At 34.5% G+C, this 21,335-nt stretch carries 23 protein-coding genes and 1 pseudogene; 14 read left to right on the top strand and 10 right to left on the bottom strand.

The genetic code is table 11. The annotated features are described in order from the left end of the window. Position 1 precedes the first annotated feature (1 nt). Both AACZ92_RS05860 and AACZ92_RS05855 read left to right on the top strand, forming a co-directional pair. Positions 2-1,330 (top strand): TolC family protein, encoded by a 1,329-nt coding sequence (locus AACZ92_RS05860; protein ID WP_339698287.1) that lies wholly within the window; start codon positions 2-4, stop codon positions 1,328-1,330. A gap of 85 nt (positions 1,331-1,415) precedes the next feature. Further along, positions 1,416-2,249, top strand: coding sequence for a phospholipase A (locus tag AACZ92_RS05855; protein ID WP_339698284.1), 834 nt, complete (start codon positions 1,416-1,418; stop codon positions 2,247-2,249). 119 nt (positions 2,250-2,368) lie between these two features. On the opposite strand, the gene AACZ92_RS05850 is transcribed toward AACZ92_RS05855, so the two are convergent. Genes AACZ92_RS05850 through AACZ92_RS05830 form a run of 5 tightly spaced genes read right to left on the bottom strand, consistent with a single transcriptional unit; the run spans position 2,369 to position 7,084 of the window. After that, positions 2,369-3,385 (bottom strand): zinc-binding alcohol dehydrogenase family protein, encoded by a 1,017-nt coding sequence (locus AACZ92_RS05850; RefSeq protein WP_339698281.1) that lies wholly within the window; start codon positions 3,383-3,385, stop codon positions 2,369-2,371. Positions 3,386-3,423: 38 nt separating this feature from the next. Further along, entirely contained in the window at positions 3,424-4,284 is an 861-nt protein-coding gene (locus AACZ92_RS05845) for a DUF4437 domain-containing protein (RefSeq protein ID WP_339698278.1), read from the bottom strand. A gap of 10 nt (positions 4,285-4,294) precedes the next feature. Next, positions 4,295-5,095: an SDR family NAD(P)-dependent oxidoreductase gene (locus tag AACZ92_RS05840; protein WP_339698275.1), complete on the bottom strand. Its 801-nt coding sequence runs from the start codon at positions 5,093-5,095 to the stop codon at positions 4,295-4,297. Next, positions 5,092-6,069 (bottom strand): LLM class oxidoreductase, encoded by a 978-nt coding sequence (locus tag AACZ92_RS05835; RefSeq protein ID WP_339698273.1) that lies wholly within the window; start codon positions 6,067-6,069, stop codon positions 5,092-5,094. The genes AACZ92_RS05840 and AACZ92_RS05835 overlap by 4 nt, the downstream gene beginning before the upstream one ends. Before the next feature lie 28 nt (positions 6,070-6,097). Then, entirely contained in the window at positions 6,098-7,084 is a 987-nt protein-coding gene (locus AACZ92_RS05830) for a zinc-dependent alcohol dehydrogenase family protein (protein WP_339698270.1), read from the bottom strand. Between the two features lie 158 nt (positions 7,085-7,242). On the opposite strand from AACZ92_RS05830, the gene AACZ92_RS05825 reads away from it, so the two are divergent. The 9 genes from AACZ92_RS05825 to AACZ92_RS05785 all read left to right on the top strand — a co-directional run bounded on the left by AACZ92_RS05825 (position 7,243) and on the right by AACZ92_RS05785 (position 15,246). Then, on the top strand, positions 7,243-8,130 hold the full coding sequence (locus tag AACZ92_RS05825; RefSeq protein ID WP_339698267.1) for an AraC family transcriptional regulator: 888 nt from the start codon (positions 7,243-7,245) through the stop codon (positions 8,128-8,130). Between the two features lie 53 nt (positions 8,131-8,183). Beyond that, positions 8,184-10,040 carry a monovalent cation:proton antiporter-2 (CPA2) family protein gene (locus AACZ92_RS05820; RefSeq protein WP_339698264.1) on the top strand — a complete coding sequence of 619 codons (1,857 nt, stop codon included), beginning with the start codon at positions 8,184-8,186 and terminating at the stop codon, positions 10,038-10,040. A gap of 167 nt (positions 10,041-10,207) precedes the next feature. Beyond that, complete coding sequence (locus AACZ92_RS05815) at positions 10,208-11,029, top strand: helix-turn-helix transcriptional regulator (RefSeq protein ID WP_339698261.1); 822 nt, start codon at positions 10,208-10,210, stop codon at positions 11,027-11,029. A gap of 161 nt (positions 11,030-11,190) precedes the next feature. Beyond that, the gene (locus AACZ92_RS05810) at positions 11,191-12,042 is read left to right on the top strand and encodes an SDR family oxidoreductase (RefSeq protein WP_339698258.1); all 852 of its coding nucleotides are present in this window, start codon (positions 11,191-11,193) and stop codon (positions 12,040-12,042) included. Positions 12,043-12,048: 6 nt separating this feature from the next. Further along, positions 12,049-12,240 (top strand): hypothetical protein, encoded by a 192-nt coding sequence (locus tag AACZ92_RS05805; RefSeq protein WP_339698256.1) that lies wholly within the window; start codon positions 12,049-12,051, stop codon positions 12,238-12,240. 41 nt (positions 12,241-12,281) lie between these two features. Then, positions 12,282-13,160, top strand: a complete 879-nt coding sequence (locus AACZ92_RS05800) for an alpha/beta hydrolase (RefSeq protein WP_339698253.1) — start codon at positions 12,282-12,284, stop codon at positions 13,158-13,160. 29 nt (positions 13,161-13,189) lie between these two features. Further along, positions 13,190-13,567: a nuclear transport factor 2 family protein gene (locus AACZ92_RS05795; RefSeq protein ID WP_339698250.1), complete on the top strand. Its 378-nt coding sequence runs from the start codon at positions 13,190-13,192 to the stop codon at positions 13,565-13,567. Between the two features lie 377 nt (positions 13,568-13,944). After that, a complete protein-coding gene (locus AACZ92_RS05790) occupies positions 13,945-14,331 on the top strand; it encodes an START-like domain-containing protein (protein ID WP_339698247.1) in 387 nt (128 codons plus the stop codon). 72 nt (positions 14,332-14,403) lie between these two features. After that, complete coding sequence (locus AACZ92_RS05785; RefSeq protein WP_339698244.1) at positions 14,404-15,246, top strand: aminotransferase class IV; 843 nt, start codon at positions 14,404-14,406, stop codon at positions 15,244-15,246. On the opposite strand, the gene AACZ92_RS05780 is transcribed toward AACZ92_RS05785, so the two are convergent. From AACZ92_RS05780 to AACZ92_RS05760, 5 genes are all read right to left on the bottom strand, one after another. Further along, on the bottom strand, positions 15,243-15,803 hold the full coding sequence (locus AACZ92_RS05780; RefSeq protein ID WP_339698241.1) for a YqgE/AlgH family protein: 561 nt from the start codon (positions 15,801-15,803) through the stop codon (positions 15,243-15,245). The genes AACZ92_RS05785 and AACZ92_RS05780 overlap by 4 nt on opposite strands. 134 nt (positions 15,804-15,937) lie before the next feature. Further along, positions 15,938-16,210 carry an HU family DNA-binding protein gene (locus AACZ92_RS05775; protein ID WP_116695066.1) on the bottom strand — a complete coding sequence of 91 codons (273 nt, stop codon included), beginning with the start codon at positions 16,208-16,210 and terminating at the stop codon, positions 15,938-15,940. A 185-nt stretch (positions 16,211-16,395) separates the two neighbouring features. After that, positions 16,396-17,343 (bottom strand): methionyl-tRNA formyltransferase, encoded by a 948-nt coding sequence (gene fmt / locus AACZ92_RS05770; RefSeq protein ID WP_339698235.1) that lies wholly within the window; start codon positions 17,341-17,343, stop codon positions 16,396-16,398. Next, positions 17,340-19,241 carry an ATP-dependent DNA helicase RecQ gene (locus AACZ92_RS05765; RefSeq protein ID WP_339698233.1) on the bottom strand — a complete coding sequence of 634 codons (1,902 nt, stop codon included), beginning with the start codon at positions 19,239-19,241 and terminating at the stop codon, positions 17,340-17,342. Before AACZ92_RS05765 ends, fmt begins: the two co-directional genes overlap by 4 nt. Before the next feature lie 5 nt (positions 19,242-19,246). Next, complete coding sequence (locus AACZ92_RS05760) at positions 19,247-19,783, bottom strand: ATP-binding protein (RefSeq protein WP_339698231.1); 537 nt, start codon at positions 19,781-19,783, stop codon at positions 19,247-19,249. Between the two features lie 84 nt (positions 19,784-19,867). Here AACZ92_RS05760 and AACZ92_RS05755 point away from each other — a divergent pair, with 84 nt between their 5' ends. From AACZ92_RS05755 to AACZ92_RS05745, 3 genes and pseudogenes are all read left to right on the top strand, one after another. After that, positions 19,868-20,158 (top strand): DUF493 family protein, encoded by a 291-nt coding sequence (locus tag AACZ92_RS05755; RefSeq protein ID WP_339698228.1) that lies wholly within the window; start codon positions 19,868-19,870, stop codon positions 20,156-20,158. A gap of 58 nt (positions 20,159-20,216) precedes the next feature. Then, positions 20,217-20,855 carry a DUF4290 domain-containing protein gene (locus AACZ92_RS05750; protein WP_339698225.1) on the top strand — a complete coding sequence of 213 codons (639 nt, stop codon included), beginning with the start codon at positions 20,217-20,219 and terminating at the stop codon, positions 20,853-20,855. A gap of 19 nt (positions 20,856-20,874) precedes the next feature. Next, positions 20,875-21,335 (top strand): annotated as a pseudogene (locus tag AACZ92_RS05745) (UDP-N-acetylglucosamine 1-carboxyvinyltransferase); the annotation flags it as partial.

Below are 21,335 nucleotides of genomic sequence, written 5' to 3'. Positions count from 1 at the left end.
AATGGACGTTATAAACCATTCATTCTATAAAAAAATAAGCGTTTTCTTGGTATTCCTTTTAACATTGGTGACGACTAACGCACAAAATAAGGAGCTTAATCTCGAGAATGTAAAAAAATCGGCCCTAGAATATAGTCACAATATTAAAAATGGAAAGCTTCGTGCTGAAAAAGCTGAAGTAGCTAGACAAGAAGCCTTTTCTCAATATTTTCCTGAAGTAGAGGCTACTGGATTTGCGCTATACGGTTTTGATGACCTTGTTCCACCTATCCCAGAAGTATTACCAAACGGAATTGATAATATTTATAGCATTGGTGCTACTGCTACGCAAGCAATTTATGCTGGTGGAAAAATTAGGTTGGCCAATCAATTAGCTCAAGTACAATTAGACAGTCGAGAGATAGGTATGGAAGAATCTATTGATTCTGTTATTCTTACTGCTGAAACAAAGTTCTGGCAGCTTATTAATATTCAGGAACAGCAAAAAGCTATCCAAGCTAGTAAAGTTTATCTCAATAACCTTCTTAAACAACAAGAAGATCTTTTGGACGCCGGACTTATTGCAAAAAATCAATTGCTGCAGGTTAAAGTGGAGAAAAGTGGCCTCCTGTTAAGGGAGAATGAACTCTCTAATCAAAGAAAGATTGCTTTGTTAGATTTAGCTTTGTACGCAGGAATTTCATACGATACTAGTATGGTGGCTACAAAAAGTGTAAAAACTGAAATTGCCTCGCCAGAATTAAAGTATGAAAATCCCAAACTCGGCTTACAAAGCAATAATATGTATCGCTTGTTAGAAAAACAGGTACAAGCAGCACAATTACAAGTGAAGAATGAAAAAGCCGACTTATTACCTCAATTTGCAGTGGGATTAAATGCTTCAAAGTTCGATTCTTTTAATAATGATTTTGGAATAGATGTACAGCCTATTGCCTTTGGAACAGTTACTATACCTATTTCTGCTTGGTGGGGTGGAGAAAAAAAGCAAATACGACAAAGCAAAATTGAGGTTGAAATAGCAGAAAATAAATTAAAAGACGGAAAAGATCAATTGACAGTTGGTATTATGAAAAGCTGGTACGACCTTCTTAATGCGTATAAGCAGATTCAATATGCAAAAGATAAAGTACTTTATGGCACCGAAAATTTAAAAACTCAAAAAGATAATTACGATAGCGGGTTAAATAATTTAACCGATTTGCTGAATGCACAACAATCTAAAGAGGAAGCAGAGGCGGAGTTGGCAAATGCTTTTGCTAATTATAAACAAAAAGAAGCGCTATATCGCTATAGAACCAATCAATTAGAAATCCCTATAATAGAAGAATAATAAATCAATTTAAAAGTACAGACCACGATACAAAAAGAAAAGTTTCTTAAAATACACTCTATAAAGCATCAATTTTAAGTAAAAAATGAATAAAAAAATTAGCCGGTATCTATTAGCAGTTACTTTTGTAATAGGCTCGATTTGTCAAGCTCAATCGATAAAAAGAGAAAAATTTAAAGACTCAGTACAGCAATTACCCTATTTCACTATTCATAAAGATAATTTCTTTTTAACAGGAGTTCCAACAAATACTGCTATTAATAGTAGTTCAGCAGATGCAAAATATCAAGTAAGTTTTAAACAAATCATAACAAGAGATAAACTCCCTTGGGATACTTATTTGTTTTTAACCTATACCCAGCAAGCTTTTTGGGATATCTATGAAGAGTCTTTTCCTTTTAGGGATGTTAATTTCAATCCATCCATAGCTATAGGTAAACCTATATTTAATAAAGATGATGTTTTTAAAGGAATAGCAGGAGTGGCTATAGAGCACAATTCTAATGGTCGTGATAGTATTTATTCTAGAAGTTGGAATAGGATAACTGCAAGTTATACTACGAACATTCTTCATCGAACTACAGCAAATTTTGAAATGTGGTTGCCTTTTGGCTATAGAAATGATAACTCTGATATTTTAGAGTATACAGGTCTTGCAGAAATAAATATAGAACACGAAGTAAAGCAAAACAAACTTTATTTTAATTTAATGCTTAGAAAAGGGTTAAATTTTGATGGGAAAGGAACTATTCGTTCACGAATTTATTATAACCCTTTTAAAAATAATCGTTCTAATCAATATATAATGTTAGAGTGGTATTTAGGTCAAGCAGAAGGCTTGCTCGATTATCAAAAGTCACAAAGCATGATAAGGTTAGGGTATGTAATTAAAACGAATGAATTTGATTTTTTTAAATAGAAATTTGAAATTCTATTTTTTAAAAATATTTACAGATTACTTATTCTGTTAGCTAAACCTTAAAAAACACCCATTAATAAGTATTTTATTAATGGGCGTTTTTTAAAAGATACTTCTTATTAAAATAGAATCACATTCTTTCCAATACTTTTACCAGATTCTTGAATGCGATGTGCTTCTTTAAGGTTTTCTACTGTAAAACCATCAAGTTGAGTAGTCATGGTGCTTTTTAAAGTACCATCATCCAATAACTCTGAAAGATGATTAAGAATATCGTGCTGTCTCTGCATATCATCTGTTTGGTGCATAGAGCGTGTAAACATAAACTCCCAAGAAAAGGTGATGCTTTTATTTTTTAGCAAATTTAAATCTAAAGATTCATTGCTTCCTGTAATGGAAACAATATGTCCTTGCGGTTTTACAATTTCTGTCATTGTTTCCCAATACCCTTGCAGGTCAACAAAATCTAAAACGTAATCTACCTCACTATGACCAATTTTTTTCAGTTCTTCTTTAATGTCCTTATGATGATTAATTACAAAATCTGCTCCCATATCTTTACACCATTCCACTGTATCTTCACGTGAAGCGGTTGCTATAACAGTGAGGTTTCCTAATTTTTTTGCTAACTGAATAGCAATAGAACCAACACCGCCAGCACCTGCTAAAATTAACACAGATTTTCCTTTATCTTTTTCTGGATCAACTCTAATGCGGTCAAAAAGCGCTTCATAAGCAGTTAAGCCCGTTAATGGGATCGCTACAGCTTCGGCAATGCTTAGGTTTTTAGGTTTATGGCCTACAATACGCTCATCTATTAATTGATATTCTGCATTACTTCCGCTTCGTGTGATATCGCCTGCGTAGAAAACTTCATCTCCAACTTTAAATTTTGATACTTTATCTCCAACTGAAGTTACAATACCCACTGCATCCCAACCGATAATCTTGGGCTCGTCTAGCGTCTCATCTTTTGCAGCATTTTGGCGTACCTTAAAATCTACCGGGTTTACTGAATTTGCCTGCACTTTCACTAATAGATCATAGCCTTTTGGTGTGGGAGTTTCGGTTTCAAATTCAATAAAACTGTTTGTCTCTTCTATGGGTAATGATTCTTTAAATCCTATTGCTTTCATTATCTTTTCAACTTTATGTATAAATTTATTGTTTATTCTTAATAAGTAATAACTTCAAATTTTCCGTTTGACCGAATATAAATAATACTTTCTTTTTCTTCTGAAGTAAGTGTATGAACTGAATTTTCAGCAGCTCCAAAATAGGTTCCAGCATCCAAGGTCGATTTATTGTCTACTCCAGAGACTTGGTGTCCAATAGTTCCTTGAATAATAACGGCTCTAAAGTTAGGACTTTGATTTTTGATTTCACCTTTAAAACCTTTAGGTAATTTTATAAGCGAACCATTTAATTCACCTTTTTTATGACTTCCCCATAAAAAAGCAATTTTCGGTTCTTTTTCGTCATTTGAGTTGCCGTCTTGTAAAACCCATTTAATATCTGAAGCATTTAACCACACCAAGTTTGATGTGTCAACATTTACAGGACGTTCACCATTATCAAAGGCTTCATCGGTTGGTTTTACTAAATAAGGACCTTCTTGTATTTCAATGTAAGCTAAATTTTCCTCTCCTGAAGCTGCAGTAATATGTGCTTCTCCAGCTGGTTGTTGCCAGAATGATCCTGCTGGCAACCACATTTCTTCAGCTTTTTCATCATCATTAAATAACAAACCTTCTATTACCACGCCACGATAGGTAACATTGTGAATATGCGGAGGTGAGGAAAAACCCTTTTTAAACTTCACTAAAAATCCTGAAGCAGCTGTTTCCGTGCGATCACCCCAGAGCTTTCCAGCTGCCGGACTTTTATCGCCTCGTAACGGGTTTAAATAGCCCCACTCAACATCTGAAGTTGTAACTACCTCGTTTATGGATTTTTCCGGATCTGTTTTAGGTGTTTGCGCTTGCATATAAAGTCCAGACAGTATAGCTAATGCAACTAATATATTGTTTTTCATTTTCTTGTTTTTATTTGTTTAAAATATCACTGGTGGTACTTATTAATGCATCTATTTTGTATTGGTCGTACGCATCTTGATGAGCATTCCCAAAATAACCTCTGTCATTGTCAAAATACTTTCCTGTCACGCCATTATATTCATCTGAAACAGCCAAATCATACAATATGTTTGCTCCTTTATCTGCTTCAGAATTATGATGGCCAAAAGTTTCTTTTACCATTTTGGTATTTAATAACGATCCTGGATTTACGGAAATTACTTGTAAATCAGGTTCTTCTTCCGCAAGGTAAAAACTCCACATAAGTAAAGCTAATTTACTTTGGGCATAGGTTTGTTGCTCCATGACTTGTTGTTCTCCCATTAAAACAGCCTTTGAAACGGTAGATTGCGCGGCAGAACTTAAATTGATAATGCGTGTAGCTGTTCCATTTTTTAATACCGGAAGAATCTCGTTTGTTAATTTATAGGGTGCCAAATAGTTTACTACCATTCTTAAATCCAACCCTTCCATGTTTTGAGATTGCGAGCTGCCGTAAATCCCTGCATTATTGATCAAAACATCAATTTTTGAAATTTGACTACTGATTTCTTCTGCCATTTTTTGAACGGCTTTCAAATCTGAAAAATCGGCAACAAATCCATGTATGTTTTCATTATTTGATATTTCTTTAATTTCAGCGATGGTGGCTTCGAGTTTATCTACATTTCTTCCGTGTAGATATAAGGAATGACCATCTTTAGCCAATTTAATAGCGGTTAATTTTCCGATGCCGTCGGTGCTTCCTGTAATTAAAATTGTTTTGCTCATAATATCAATTTTTCTTCTTTATTAGTATGAAAATGAGGTAATACTTTTTTAGCAAGTTGCTCCAATGTTTCTTGCATATCCCTTGAGTTGAAACGAAGATTTAATGCCACGTGATTAACTCCAATCTCTTCTGCTTTTTGCAAATAGTCAATCAAATAATTAGCGCCAATCCTGAAGCCTAATTGTATGGGTTCTGGTTTAAAATTATCGTCTTTTTCAAGAATCACATACAAAGGCTGCATAAAAGGTTTATCAAATTTCTGATTTTTAGCAATTAATTCTCGCCATTGTTTTATGGTTAACATTTGGTTATACAAATCTTTCGGATAGGACATCCAACCATCTGTATATTCTACATTCCACTCTAAAGTTTGACGGCTACTTCCAGTCATTAACAACGGTATTTTATGTTCTATGGGTTTTGGTAGAACGTCAAGATGGCCTTTTAAATTTCCGAAATGAGTTGTTTCCAAACTTGGAAAACTTTTCTGCGCTTTTCTTATGTAATTAAAACTTTCACGAAAACGTTCCCCACGAGATTCAAAATCAATGCCCATAGCGGGATATTCATCTGGTCTGTCGCCAGATGCCACTCCCATAATTAATCTTCCGTAGGATAATTGGTCAATAGTTGCTGCAGATTTTGCCACGTGAACCGGATGGTGCAATGGCAGTGCAACACTTGCAATACCCAAAGCAATTTCATTGGTTTGTCCAGCAAGATATCCTAAATAGGTGAATGGATCGAACGTTTGTCCTGCATCACCAAAAGAAGGCACGTTAAATGGTACATCCCGAACCCAAAGTGATTTAAAACCCAATTTTTCTACAAGCTGTACCCGTTCTATATGATCTTTCATTGTGGGTACGGGTCCCATTGCGTAATGTTCAATGGGAACCACTATACCTACGCTTAACCTATTGGGTTTAAAAACGCTGTTATAACCTTTATTTATTTGTTCGAATTCAGTCATGTTAAAAGGGTTTTAATAGCCTTTACTATTAATTTTCCACAACAACTTTTCCTATAGCCTTTCCACTTTCTAAATGGTTATGTGCTTTTCCTACTTCTTCCAATGAAAAATGATGCTCATCAACTACGGGTTTCAAATTACCAGCTTCAATAATCTGGGTGATTTTGTTTAAAATGTTTCCGTGCTGTTCTCTTTTAAAATTGTGCAGCATAGGAATAAGCATAAAAACAACATGTAACGATAATCCTTTAAAGTGAGCAGGAGAGAGGTCTAACTCACATAGCGATACGGTAGTAGAAACCTGTCCATTCAATGTCGCTGCTTGAAATGAATTGGTTAAGTTTGCTCCCCCTACAGTATCAAATACAACGTCAAATCCTGCTCCGTTCGTGTAGGCTTCAACATAATTTTCAACTTTTTCATTTTTATAGTTTATAGCTGTACCATTTAATTCTCGAATTAAAGCTATTCCTTTATCATCACCTTCAGTTGCATACACTTCTGCACCAAAATGGTTGGCAAGCTGTATTGCAATGTGACCTACGCCACCAGAACCCCCTTGGATCAACACTTTTTGTCCTTTTTGGATATTTGCGCGTGTTAAACCTTCATAAGCTGTAATAGCAACGAGAGGTAAAGCTGCGGCTTCTCGCATGGATAGGTTTTTTGGCTTGTGTGCGATTAGTTTGGTGTCTGCAACCATATATTCTGCCAATGTTCCTTGTAAATCTGAAACCCCGCCAGCACAGCCATAAACTTCATCACCTACAGAGTATCCTTGCACATCATCACCCACAGATTCAATAGTTCCTGCGAAATCCATTCCTAGAATAGCGGGTGCTTTTGGAGATAATGGAAGGTCTGTTCCCATTTTACGAATCATGGTATCGACCGTATTCACACTTGATGCTTCAATTTTTATTAAAACGTGTCCTGATTTTACTTCTGGTTTTGCAACTTCACTTACTTCAAATGTTGCATTTTCACCGTATTCTTTAATTAGCATTGCTTTCATATCTCTTATTTTAATTATTTATATTACAAAGATACTTTGAGTTTCAAGTCATTTTTTGGTATAAAAAATGGGTTTTTATGTATTTTTAAAGGTTTGTTATCTTAAAATAGAGTTATTTAAGTTCTTTTTACATAAATTTGGCCATAAAATATGATAAAATGCAAGTATTAGAAGCGTACAAACCTTTTGAAGTACAAGAATTGAAACTGTCAGAATGGAAACAACGTCCTGTTAAAAACAATTTTTTCGAACTCGTTTTAATTAAGGAAGGAAATGGAACACAGTGTATCAATTACAACCTTCATCCCTATAAAGAGAATAGTATATTTTTGCTTCCGCCATTAAAGTGTCACTCTTTTAACATTGAATCCGCTTCCACGTTTGTGTTTTTAAAGTTTACGGATGCGTTCTTTAAAAACTCTAATCGGGTTTCTGTAGATAGATCAGAATGGTTTAGTGAGGCTGCATATATTCTTTCAAATTACAATCAATTACCTGGCGATGTGATTAAAAGCGATGTGGATAGACAGCATTTAAAAAGGCTTATAGCGATGATTTTACAGGAATCGAGAAATTACGGGGAGGAATCTATTTCTTTGGTATCCAGTTTAATGACAAGTATTTTAGAAATATTAATTAGAAACATTAAAAAGGGTAGTCACTATGAAATTGCAGAAAAGAGTACCGATGACAGAGCTACCAGAATGCTAACCTACATTAGTGAGAATATTAATAAAACAGAACTTCTGAAAGTAGAACACTTGGCAGAAGAATTTTTAATGTCGCCAACTTATGTAAGTGAATTTTTTAGAAAGCAGGTTGGAGTATCATTACGGGAGCACATTATTAAAGCTAAACTAAAATTGGTAGAAATACGACTTTTAAACTCAGATTACACACTTACAGAAATAGCTGACGAGTTAGGTTTTACAGATGTAAGCCATCTTTCCAAAACCTTTAAACGCTATGTGGGAAAATCGGTTCGGGATTTTAAAAACCATGGAGAATATATGCTTTTAAAACGAGCTGAATGCGCAACTTCTTAACACTAAGTTTTAAGAATAAAGCTAACAAACGAATTTAAAATATAAATTTTATTATGACAGGCAGCATCCTTTTTCAATCCATTGTTTTCCTAGCTGGGGCGATATTATGTGTACCCATTGCCAAACGTTTTGGCTTAAGCTCTGTAATTGGTTATTTATTGGCAGGTATATTAATTGGGCCATATATTTTGGGCTTCGTAGGCGAAGAAGGAGAAGACATCTTCGAGTTTGCTGAATTTGGAGTAGTAATGATGCTTTTTATTATTGGTCTGGAAATAAAACCCAAGAGTTTTTGGCAGATGCGAAAACTTGTTTTAGGAATGGGTAGCATACAGGTTTTTGGAACTATAGCCCTCACTTTTGCCGTCATGTATAGCTTCGGAATTGAATGGAAATTGTCATTAACTGTTGCAATGGCTGTGGCACTTTCATCTACGGCGATTACACTGCAAACCAATAAAGAAAAGGGGTTGATGCAAACTATTTATGGTACTTCTTCCTTTTCAATATTATTATTTCAAGATATTATTGTTATTGTAATGTTAGCGGTATTGCCATTATTATCAAATATTTCAGACAATGCTGCAGTTGAGACAGGTGGGCACGGCTCTCACGAAAGCCTTCTTGAAAGCCTACCACTAGGATTACACGCATTAGGTATCGTATTATCTATTGTTCTTATTATTATAGCGGGTAGGTATTTAATCGTCCCTATGCTGCGAATTGTTGCTAAATCGAGGGTTCGGGAATTATTGGTAGCTTCGGCGTTGTTAATTGTAGCTGGAATTTCTTTTTTGATGGAATTAGTAGGATTAAGTCCGGCATTAGGAGCCTTTTTAGGAGGCGTAGTTTTGGCAACAAGCGAATTTAAACACGAACTGGAAAGCACGCTCGATCCTTTCAAGGATTTACTGCTAGGGTTATTTTTTATGGCAGTTGGTGCTTCTATTAACTTTGTGGTTATAAGTGAAAATCCACTATTGATATCAGGCCTGGTAATATCTGTAATTATAATTAAAGCGATTGTACTTTTTGTAGTAGGAATTATTTTTAAACTAAAAATAGACCAACGCTTACTGTTAATGGTAGGTTTAGCTCAAATTGGGGAATTCGCTTTTGTTTTGCTTTCTTTCGCTTTTCAGCTGAATATTTTTGAAAGAGAACAACTTGATATCATGTTGGTTGTTACTGCACTTACAATGACGTTAACGCCAATTCTTTGGATATTGAATGAACACATATGCCTACCTAAAATCGGCACAAAAGAATCTGAAAAAAGACCCATGGACGACATCCAAAAAAGTAATAGGACTATCTTAGTTGGGTTTGGTCATTTTGGTAGTACTATAGGAAGATTTCTTCGGGCACATGGTATACCCACTACGGTTCTTGATATAGATTCAAATAGAGTAGATTTTTTAAGAAAAATGGGGTTTGAAGTTTTTTATGGAGATGCCTCGCGGATGGACTTGCTTGAATCTGCAGGAATTACAGAAGCCGACTATTTAATCTGTGCCATTGATAATCCAGATGCAGCCCTTGGCATTGTGAAAAAAGTAAAGGAGAAATATCCAAATGTAAAATTATTGGTCCGAGCGAAAAATCGCTACGATGCGTATGATTTGCATAATTTAGGTGTTGAACATATTTATCGGGAATCACTAGATACATCAGTAAAAATGGCTAGTGATGTACTTCACTTTATGGGTTTTGATAGAGAAGCTACAAACGATCAAGCTAAAAAATTTATAAATCTTGATGTACAAAGCCTGAAAAGACTGGCAACTACTCCAAAAAATGGAAAGGAATACATATTTAAAGCAAGGGAAGAAATTGAACAGCAAGAAAAGCTATTAGTAGACGACTTGAATATTGGTAGTAGTAAAGTTGAACCTTTAAAAACTAGTTAACTGATTAAAAACACTTTCAAGTCAATAGAACAAAAAGATAATCGCATACTATTTAGTATAGATTATTAATAGCAGGAAATAGCACTTAATTCAATTCTTATTTACCGATGAAGAGCCAATTGCCACGAATAGATTTTGATAAGACAAAGCCTTTAAATATTGAGGTAATGAAGCTTTCGGAAATATATGAACGAATTACAGCCAAACTAGATCACAACCCATTTTTATCACACCGGATAGATTTTTATATAATCTTAATGGTAACTAAAGGTACATACTCCCATTTTGTAGACTTTAAGTCATATAAACTAATTGAAGGGAGTGTTTTATTTATTGCAAAAAACCAAGTACATCATTTTACAGAAGATTTAAAAAATGTAGAAGGATATTTTATAGTTATCAATGGTAATTTTTTTGAACAAAATTATATTTCTTCCAAAAACCTAAAACTTTACAGGTTGTATAACTATCATATTGAATCTCCAGTTATTCATCAAGCAGATATGCACCAAGATGACTTTAAGGTTGTTTTTTCAGAAATCTATTTTGAGTATCATTACCCCGATTCTTTTGCTAAAAATGAAATACTTAGGCATAATCTCCATTTAATACTTCTTAAAGCAGAGCGGATAAAAAATAACGTACCCGCAAAGGCTCTAAAATCAAGATGGATTGAAAAGTTTACAGAGTTCAAAAATTTATTGGAAAGAAATTATGTGCAAACTAGAAATTCAAAGGTGTATGCTTCAGAATTAAATATATCCTACAAACTTCTAAATGAAATAACGAAATCCCTCCGAGGAAAAACACCCAAAGCTTTTATTGATGATTTTGTAACCACCGAAATTAAGCGTTACCTAGCATCTACATCCTATACTGTTAAAGAAATTAGTTATATAACTGGATTTGATGAGCCTGCTAATATGTCCAAGTTTTTTAAAAAGAATGCATTACTTTCTCCGCTTCAATTTAGGACTTCAAATAATTAATAATAGGTTACACTTTTACACTAAATAGGTAAGTTTTTACCTTTTCTAAAAATAGTTAACACGCTACTTTTGAAGTATGATTTTTTTGTTGTCAAAAGAATATTAAAGAACGATAAATTAGTGTAGTTCAGGTTATTATTAAACAAAAAACAGAAAGAAATATGAAAATCGCAGTAACATCAGCAAGCGGTCAATTGGGTACAGCAATTGTAGAACATTTGATTACAGAAGTAGGAAAAAACAATGTTATTGGTATAGCTCGCACCCCTGAAAAAGCAAACCATCTTGGAGTAGAAATCCGAAAAGGCGACTACAGCAGTCGAGAACAATTTAATGAAGCCTTACAAGATATTGACACTCTGCTATTGGTTTCAGGAATGGATAAACCTGAAAAAAGAATACAACAGCATAGAAATGTAATTGCTGCTGCAAAGCAAAATGGAGTAAAAAAGATAGTCTATACAAGTATTGTTGGTTCAGAAGAAGGTAATGCTTTTAGTCCCATTGTTAAAAGCAATAGACAGACAGAAAAAGATATTGAGGAATCAGGTTTGCAATTTAGTATTGGAAGAAATGGTGTCTATATTGAACCAGACCTAGAATATATAGATCAGTATGTAAAAGAGGGTGAAATTAGAAATTGTGCAGCAGATGGAAAATGTGCTTATACCAGTAGAAATGAATTGAGTTTTGCCTATTCCCAAATGTTAACAGATGAAAAGCATAATGGACAGATTTACAATTTGGTAGGGGAGGCTATTACCCAAACGGAATTAGCTGAGTTTATTAATCAGGTTTACCATACAAACCTCTCGTATCATCCTGTCTCAGTTGCGGCTTATGAGGAAGAAAGAAAAATAGCACTGGGTGATTTTTTAGGTACTGTAATTGCTGGTATTTATGAAGGGATAAAAATAGGTGTAAACAATGTCCCGTCAGATTTTGAAGCTGCATCCGGTAGAATCCATAAAGCAATTCCTCAAATAATTTCAGAATATAAATCAGTAAATTAGTTAAATATGTCAGATGTAAGAACGTGCCCCACTTGTGGAGCCAAAGCAAAGTATAAGGAAAACGAAGGTGATGCCACCTATAAAGGACTCCAAGACGATGATCTTTTAGCGAAGGTTGGACAAATGAAAAAGGCCTTAACAACCTTTAAAGAAAAAGCCGAACGCCTGGAAAAGGAAAATAAGCTTCTAAAATCTTAATAAATAGAAGTATGTGGAAATAGTTATATTACAGGAATTTAATGATAAAAAGTAGAAACAAAAGCTTAGATAGATTACTTTTTGTAAAACTCATATTTTTTTGCTGCATTACATTTCTATCTTGCACTACGCTGCAGTATAGGAAAACCGATACTGAAATTATTGAAGGATTTAAAGAAAAAGGTGTTCTAACAGAGTTATCCTTTTTTCAAGTAGATAGCTTAAATCTCAATATTCGGATTCAAAAAGTTGCTTTATCAAATGAAGAGATCAATGTGGTCTTTTTTCACGGGTCACCGAGTTCCCTTACTGCTTGGCATGCGTATATGGCAGATAAAGAGCTAGCACAGGCTGCAAATTTATATGCTATTGATAGACCTGGTTATGGCTATTCTAATTTTGGAGATGAGATGCCTTCCATTGAAAGACAGGCAGAATTGATGAATGCTGCTGTAAGCGATTTGCAGTTGGATAATATTATCGTGGTAGGAACATCTTATGGAGGTCCTTTGGCAGCACGATTAGCGGTAATTAATCAAAATGTAAAAGGGGTTATACTTTTATCTGCCGCAATGGATCCTCAACAGGAAAAGGATATTTGGGCGTCTCGACTTACACAATGGTGGGTTACACGATGGTTGGTCCCAACAGGGTACCGGGTTGCTGGCGACGAAAAAAGTGTTCACGCAGCAGAATTGTCAAAAATAGAACAAGATTGGCATACCCTTAAAATTCCAATAGTACATTTTCACGGCTCTAAAGATAATGTGGTTCCTGTAGGAAATATAAAATATACAGACAGTATATTTTCAAACAGCACCGTAACAATCATTCCAAATGTAGGGCATAATTTAGCTTGGGAACACATTGATATTGTGAAGCCCGAAATACTCAAGTTTATTGAAGTTGTATTCAAGTAAACAGTCCACTTGTTGTAAAAACTATTCTAATGAACACAAAAGACAACAAAGAAAAAGCAATTGCATTTTATAAAACCGCTTACGAAGGCAATCCTAAAAAGGCAATTGAGCAATATGTTGGTGATGTATATATTCAACACAATCCAGATGTTAGTGATGGTACACAAGGCTTTATAGACTATTTTGAGAAAATGCAGAAAGAATATTCTAATAAGTCCATTGAATTTGTGAGATGCATTTCAGAGGGAAATTTAGTGGCTTTACATACGCATCAAACTTGGCCAGATAATGATGAATACATTACAATGGATTTTTTTCGCTTTAATGAAAACGGGAAAATTTGTGAGCATTGGGATTCAATTCAACAAATTCCGAAGGAATCGATGAATGAAAATAAAATGTATTGATAGTTTCACATTAAAGACGATTTATACTTGCCTTCATATTTTGTATTGAGCTTATTTAGATAATTATTTTCTAAAGTTTCGGTAAAATTCGACTTCCCATTTCGTTAAAACAAAAATTGGTCAGTTTCTATTCTAACCAATTTCGTTTCTAGTTCTTGTTTAAGCTATATGCTTTATTCCTTTTAATTAATAAAGTTTCTTGTTATTCAAAGACAGTAGGGATTAATGTTTTTATTAAGCTGTTTTACAGTCAACTATTTTCTTTTAGATAAAGTTTTATAGTTTTTTTCAATTAATTCTAAAAAGGAAAAAATCAATCCTCTTTCTTTCCAATATTAGAATTAATCTATATATTGGGCTCTAACTAAGAAAAAACTATGGAAGACAAAATAAAATACGAAATGGAATTTCCTATACAGGTTTCTCCATCATTGTTATATCAATATATTTCGACTCCTTCAGGAATGAGTGAGTGGTATGCCGATAATGTAAATTCTCGTGGTGAATTTTTTACTTTTATGTGGGAAGGAAGTGAAGAAAAAGCTAAACTGCTAGGAAAGAAGAGTGGTGAACGAATAAAATTCCGTTGGTTAGATGACGAGGATACCGATTACTTTTTTGAACTTCGTATTCAGGTAGATGAAATCACCAAAGATGTTTCCTTAATGATTACAGATTATGCCGAAGAAGATGAAATTGATGAAGGGAAAATGCTTTGGGATAATATGGTTTCAGATTTAAAACAGATATTGGGTTCTAAGTAACAGTTCCGCCTAATTTATAATATCTTTGCGCCGCACTATTTTGAAAAAATTCAGAATAAAAGCGGCTTTTTTATGATCAATTTTAACGGAACACTACAAGAAAACAATTCAACAATTTTACCGGATAACCGCGGATTAAACTACGGGGATGCTGTATTCGAAACCCTTCGAGTTTCTGGCGGTAAAATATATTTTTGGGAAGACCATTATTTTCGCCTAATGGCTTCTATGCGTATTTTACGTATGGAAATACCCATGAGTTTTACTCCAGAATATTTGGAAGAGCAGGTGTTGAATACCATAGCATCTTCAGAAAATAAAAATGGGGCCTTTCGAGCAAAAATATTAGTGTGGCGTAAAACAGGAGGGAAGTATTCTCCAACGACAAATAATGTAGCATTTTTAATTACTTCTGAAGAACTTGCGAATCCATTTTATACTATGGATGATACTTTCTATGAAATAGAATTATTTAAAGACCACTATATAAATTCAGGCTTGCTTTCTACGTTAAAAACGACCAATAAAGTATTGAATGTTTTGGGAAGCGTCTATGCAAAAGAAAACGATTACGCCAATTGCTTGTTGTTAAATGAAAAAAAGCAAGTGGTGGAAGCTTTAAATGGAAATATTTTTCTGGTAAAAGATTATAAAATAAAAACACCACCAATTACAGATGGTTGTTTAAATGGTATTCTTAGAAAGCAGATTATCAAAATTTTAGGTCAGATGCCAGATTATGTTTTGGAAGAAACATCAGTTTCACCTTTTGAACTTCAAAAAGCAGACGAAATTTTTATTACCAATGTAATTACAGGAATTCAGCCAGTATCTAAATACCGTAAAAAGGAATATAGACAAGAAGTGGCTAAAGAATTGTTAGCTAAATTGAACGTAAAAGCACGGTTGGGTTAATTATAGGCAGGATTTTCTGGTGAGTTAGACCAAATAAGGTAATCACCGCCAAACTCAATCATTTTTTCTTTCCAAAAATTGGTGTAAGGTTTACCAATTATTTCATTTTTATAATCATTGGGTGCAACCACCCAGCTGTTTAGCTGTAATTCTTGATTAAGTTGTGTGCTTTCCCATCCAGAATACCCTAAAAAGAATCGTATTTGTGATTCATCTATTTTATTTTGAAGCAATAGCTCCATCACCGAATTAAAATCACCACCCCAATAAATACCACTTGATATTTCAATACTCTCAGGAATCAACTCAGGTATTCTATGAATAAAGTACAAATTATCCTGCTCAACAGGCCCTCCATTGTATACGGGAAGTGTGGAGTCTATTTCAGAAATAAAGTCTTTTAAAGTGTACGCGAGAGGCTTATTTAAGATAAAACCAACCGATCCCTCTTCGTTGTGTTCGGCCAAAAGCACCACAGACCTATTAAAAGAAACGTCACCTATAATAGAAGGTTCAGCTACTAATAACAATCCTTTGGCTGGTTTAAGAGTAGTCATGAAGTTAGTTTTGTAAATTAAATCTAAACATTAATTTTTGAATATCCAACACTTAAGACAATTGATGTGGAAAATATGGCTATAAAAAAATCCCACCGAAAGGCAGGATTTGATTTAAGTAGACAATTTCTTGCTTAATTTACAGCACTCTGTAAATCTGATCCTGCTTTAAACTTAACAACGTTTTTAGCAGCGATTTTAATAGTTTTACCTGTTTGTGGGTTTCTTCCTTCACGGGCAGCTCTTCTAGATACTGACCAAGAACCGAATCCTACTAAAGATACTCTGTTTCCTTTTTTAAGCGCTCCCTCTACGTTTTCAAGGAAAGACTCTAATGCCTTTTTTGCAGCTGCTTTTGTAATTCCGGCATCTTCTGCCATTGCGTCGATTAAATCTGATTTGTTCATAGTTTAAATTTTAAAATTAGATTGTTGGTTAAACTTTATTTAATTGCTCTACAAATTTAAACGGATTATCGGTTCATGCAAGGAATAGCGCACTAAATCGGGGTATTTGTTAATAACTTTGGGTGTTTGTTAACAACCAAAGCTTTTTTTTTACTCATTTTAACAAAATCAGTAGTGACAAGGGATTACACAAGTTTCGCTTCTTTTGCAAACGAAAAACCATTTAATAGAGAGCCAATATCCATTTTCCGTTTTCCTGGCAGTTGCAATACCTTAATATATATATACCCGTTTTTTGCAGCTACTTTCATATTTTTTTTATCTGTTGTAACAGTACCAGGTTTTTCTGAATGTGCAACCATTTCTTTGGTCGCAGAATAGATTTTTGCTTTTAAAGTTTCTCCTTCATTTTCTAGCATGCTCCAAGCAACCGGATAAGGGGAAAGTCCTCTAATAAAGGCGTCAATGGTTTCAACCGATTCATTCCAATTTATTCTTGTGTTTTCTGAAGTAAGTTTAGGCGCATCTTTTATAGTTATATCCTTAATTTGAGGAATTGGGTTAGCTTCATCAATTTCGATTTTAGAAACCGTTTTCACTACCAATTCGCTACCAAGCTCCATTAAGGTATCGTGAAGACTTTCAGCAGTTTCGTTTTCTGAAATAGAAACTTCTTCTTTTAAAATAATAGCTCCAGTATCTATTTTTTCGTCTATAAAAAAGGTAGTAACCCCGGTTTTTTCTTCTTGGTTAATAATTGCCCAATTAATAGGTGCAGCACCACGATATTGTGGTAGGAGGGAAGCATGCAGATTAAACGTACCATAATCTGGTAAGGACCAAACTACTTTTGGCAACATACGGAAAGCTACGACAATTTGCAGGTTGACTTCAAGCGCTTTTAATTCAGTTAAAAAATTGTCGTCTTTTAAGTTTGTAGGCTGTAAAACAGGGAGGTTTTTAGACAACGCAAATTCCTTTACCGCTGAAGGTTTTAATTTTCGTCCTCTCCCGGCAGGTCTATCAGGAGCTGTTATTACTCCGACTATATTTTTATCTTCTTCTAATAGTTTTTTTAGAACCCCAACAGCAAAATCTGGTGTGCCCATAAAAACAATCCGTAAGTCTCTCATGAATGTATGTAATATTGGTTTTTGGTATTCAGTTTAATCTTGCCATTATCTAGCAATAACCGTAATACGTGAATCATTTTTTCGGTTGCAAAAGTACTTTTTTCTGAAAGCTCCCGCCCATCCATTTCCTTTTCTTCTAATAATTGTAATATTTTTTCTGAAATAAGCTTCATTTCGCTTTTGCTTGCCACTTTTTTTTGTGAAGCACAAACAGAGCAAACTCCACAAACGTTAGCTTCCACATCTCCAAAATATCGCACCAACTGCACGCTTCTGCATTCTTTGGTATTTTCAACATATTGTAATACCGAAGCTACTTGCTTTCGCTTTTTTTCATTGAGCGCTTCAATCTCTTTGGCAATTACATTGATGGTTTTATCGTCTTCTCTGGGTTTTAAAAATGTGATGGTCGCATCGGTTACTTTTAGCAATAGATCAATCACATCATCACGTTCCATTTTTTGTAATACTGAAATGATAACTGTAACCGATTGTCCCGTTTTTTTTGAAATAACATCCAAGTCAACCCCTGTAGGCATTTCAAAAATACCACCGTATAGCCGGAGTATTGTTTTTCCAATAACTGAGGTAGTTATATCTCCTGAAAAATAATCCAATACTTTTTCTGAAGGCCATAAAAACTGTACGGTTGACTTACGGCCAAACTCCTTTGATAGTTGTATAACTGCCAATCTATCCAGTGAATTTAGGGCATTGTAAGCTAATAAGGTGTTCAATTTGTAGGTGCTGCAAAACTCGGTAAAACTAAAACTGAATTGTTCAAATTCTCCTTCTCCATATGAAACCTGAAAATAATTGTTCAGTTTTCGGTAGATTTTTTTTAAATGTTTAGGTGTTGGTAAAGCATCAATAAACTGTTTTTTCACCAAGATTTTATCGTACTCACTATACAATAATACGGCTTGAGCATAATTTCCATCACGGCCAGCGCGACCTGCTTCTTGAAAATAACTCTCTAGACTTTCGGGTAATTGAATATGGATGACAAACCGAACGTTTGGATGATCTATTCCCATTCCAAAAGCATTGGTAGCTACCATGGTGGGAATGCTTCCCGTTTGCCATTGTTGCAAGCGGTTGTCTTTTTCCTTTTTTGAAATTCCGCCGTGATAAAATGTACTACGAAACCCTAATTGATTTAGGTGATTACTGGTCTCAACGGCACTTTTTCGACTTCTCACATACACAATGGCCGATCCGGTATTGTTTTTTAAAAGTTGTTCTATGTGGTATAATTTGTCGTCAACTTTGTGTACTTGGTATGAAAGATTAGAACGGACAAAAGAGTTTTTATAAACAGCGGGAAGTTCTAAATTTAATTCTTTGATAGTATCTTCTAAAACTTCTGGCGTTGCCGTGGCAGTTAACGCAATAAAAGGAGCCAAAGGTTTTAGTTCTCTTAAAACAGTAATGTTTTTATAAGCTGGCCGAAAATCGTTGCCCCATTGCGAAATACAATGTGCTTCATCTACAGCAATTAGACTTACGTTTAATTGCCTAATAGTATTTTGTACCAACTCTTGTTGCAAGCGTTCGGGGGATAGGTATAAAAACTTATAATTTCCGTAGAGAACATTATCCATACTGGTTTGCAATTCAGAAAAAGAAATCCCTCCCGAAATGTGCATCGCTTTAATACCACGATCTTTTAAAGCGTTTACTTGATCGGCCATTAAGGCAATTAATGGTGAAACAACAATGCAAGTTCCTTCTTTTAGCAGTCCCGGAATTTGAAAACACATTGATTTCCCCCCGCCAGTAGGCAGCAGGGCAACGGTGTCTTTATCGTTTAATACCGAAGCGATAATGGCTTCCTGCATCGGTTTAAAGGAAGTAAAACCCCAATAATTTTCAAGGATTTGCAGTGGTGTTTTCAAATAGTTTACTTCAAATTATCAAGTATGTATGTAATTCGTTCTTCTACAGTACCTACTGGAACTAATTGAACGTCATATCCATAATTTTCATAGCCCTTCAACAGTGCAGTATGAATTTTCTTAGCTTCTTCAAAATTTTCATACCGTTCATTGTCTTGCTTATATATTTTTTTCCAAGGTGGTAATAAAAAGACCGTATCGTATTGATTATCGAGGCAGCTATTGGTAAAGCTTTCAGGATATTCTGTTTTAAAGTAATCCATATAAGCGGTTACATCTGGTAGTCCACGATCGTAAAATAAATACTCTTTTTGGTATGCCTTAGCTTCTATAAATTGTGCTAATCTGCCGTCTAATAATCGTTGACTAAAGAGAATAGGATCGGTTAAAAAAAGTTGTTCAACTCCCTCTTCTTGCGCTTTTTTAGTAATTTCTCTAGACACTTCGTGTAAGCAAGTGTAGCCTCTTTTTTCCAGTTCATCTATCAAGGTTGTTTTTCCCGTTCCGGGGCCTCCGGTTATTACAATTCGTTTAGTTTTCAAGCGGAATGATTTTTGTACAAAATAAGCAAATATTTATTGATACTGAAAAGTGTATCTTTGTGTAAAAGAAAAAGAAATAAATTGATGAAAGACGAAAAAAAAACTGAAGACTTCTATAATCGTCTTCGAGAGCAACTAGAAGCAGACACCACTTGGCCTGCAGCATATTTGTATAAATTCATTGTTCCTTCAGATTTAGAAAAAATAGCTGAAATTGAAGCTGTTTTTAATGAAACAGATGCTGAAATTAGTACTCGTGACTCTTCAAAAGGTAAATATACCAGTTTGTCTATTAAAGTAACTATGGATTCACCCGATGCTGTAATAGAGAAATATTTGCAAGTTTCTGAAGTGGAAGGTGTCATTTCGCTATAATTTTAGTATTTTGCAATCATAATTACTTCAAGAAGAATACTTCCTTAAATTTTTAATTTTGTTAGATAACATAGAATACAATACAGAACGCACGCATTTAATTATTCCTGAATATGGTCGCCATATGCAAAAAATGGTAGAACATGCGGTTTCTATTGAAGACCGCGATGAAAGAAATAAGGTTTCAAAAAGCATTATTTCGGTGATGGGTAACTTAAATCCACACTTGCGAGACGTGCCTGATTTTCAGCACAAACTTTGGGATCAATTGATTATTATGTCCGATTTTAAATTGGACGTAGATTCTCCATTCCCGAAACCTTCGCGTGAAGAGTTAGCTGAGCCACCACAACCACTTCCTTATCCTCAAAACCATCCAAAATATAGGTTCTACGGAAATAACATTAAGCGTATGATTGATGTTGCTAATAGCTGGGAAGAAGGCGATAAGAAAGAAGGTTTAATCCTTAACATTGCCAACCATATGAAGAAATGTTTCCTTAACTGGAACAAGGATACTGTTGACGATGAAGTAATTTTTAAACACCTTTTTGAGCTTTCTGAAGGAAAAATAAACCTTAAAAATAGTGATGAGGATCTATCAGAAGCTAAAAACCTTTTAAAGAACAAAAAAAGGTATAATAGTAGCAATAATAAAAAATCACACAAAAATAGCCGTGGTAGAAAGCGGTACTAACCTCTATTAATCAATATTAATGGGAACTTTTCAAATTGAAGGCGGACATAAACTGAAAGGTGAAATCCGTCCGCAAGGTGCCAAAAACGAAGCCTTGCAAATACTCTGTGCCGTATTATTAACTCCAGAAGAGGTAATCATTGAAAACATACCGGATATTCGGGATGTCAATAAATTGATTGCAATACTTGGAAACCTTGGCGTAAAAATTCAAAAACTAGGTAAAGGAAAATTCGCTTTTAAAGCAGATGATCTTAAGTTAGAATACTTAGAGTCTGAACTTTTTAAACAAGAAGGAAGTTCACTACGTGGTTCTATAATGATTGTAGGACCTTTATTGGCGCGCTTTGGTAAAGGCTATATTCCACGACCTGGTGGCGATAAAATAGGCCGAAGACGTTTAGACACCCACTTTGAAGGCTTTATAAAATTAGGAGCTAAGTTTCGTTATAACAAAGAAGAACGGTTTTACGGCGTAGA

Source organism: uncultured Marixanthomonas sp. (assembly GCF_963974425.1).
GTDB lineage: Bacteria > Bacteroidota > Bacteroidia > Flavobacteriales > Flavobacteriaceae > Marixanthomonas.
This window is presented reverse-complemented; position numbering and strand designations above follow the sequence as displayed.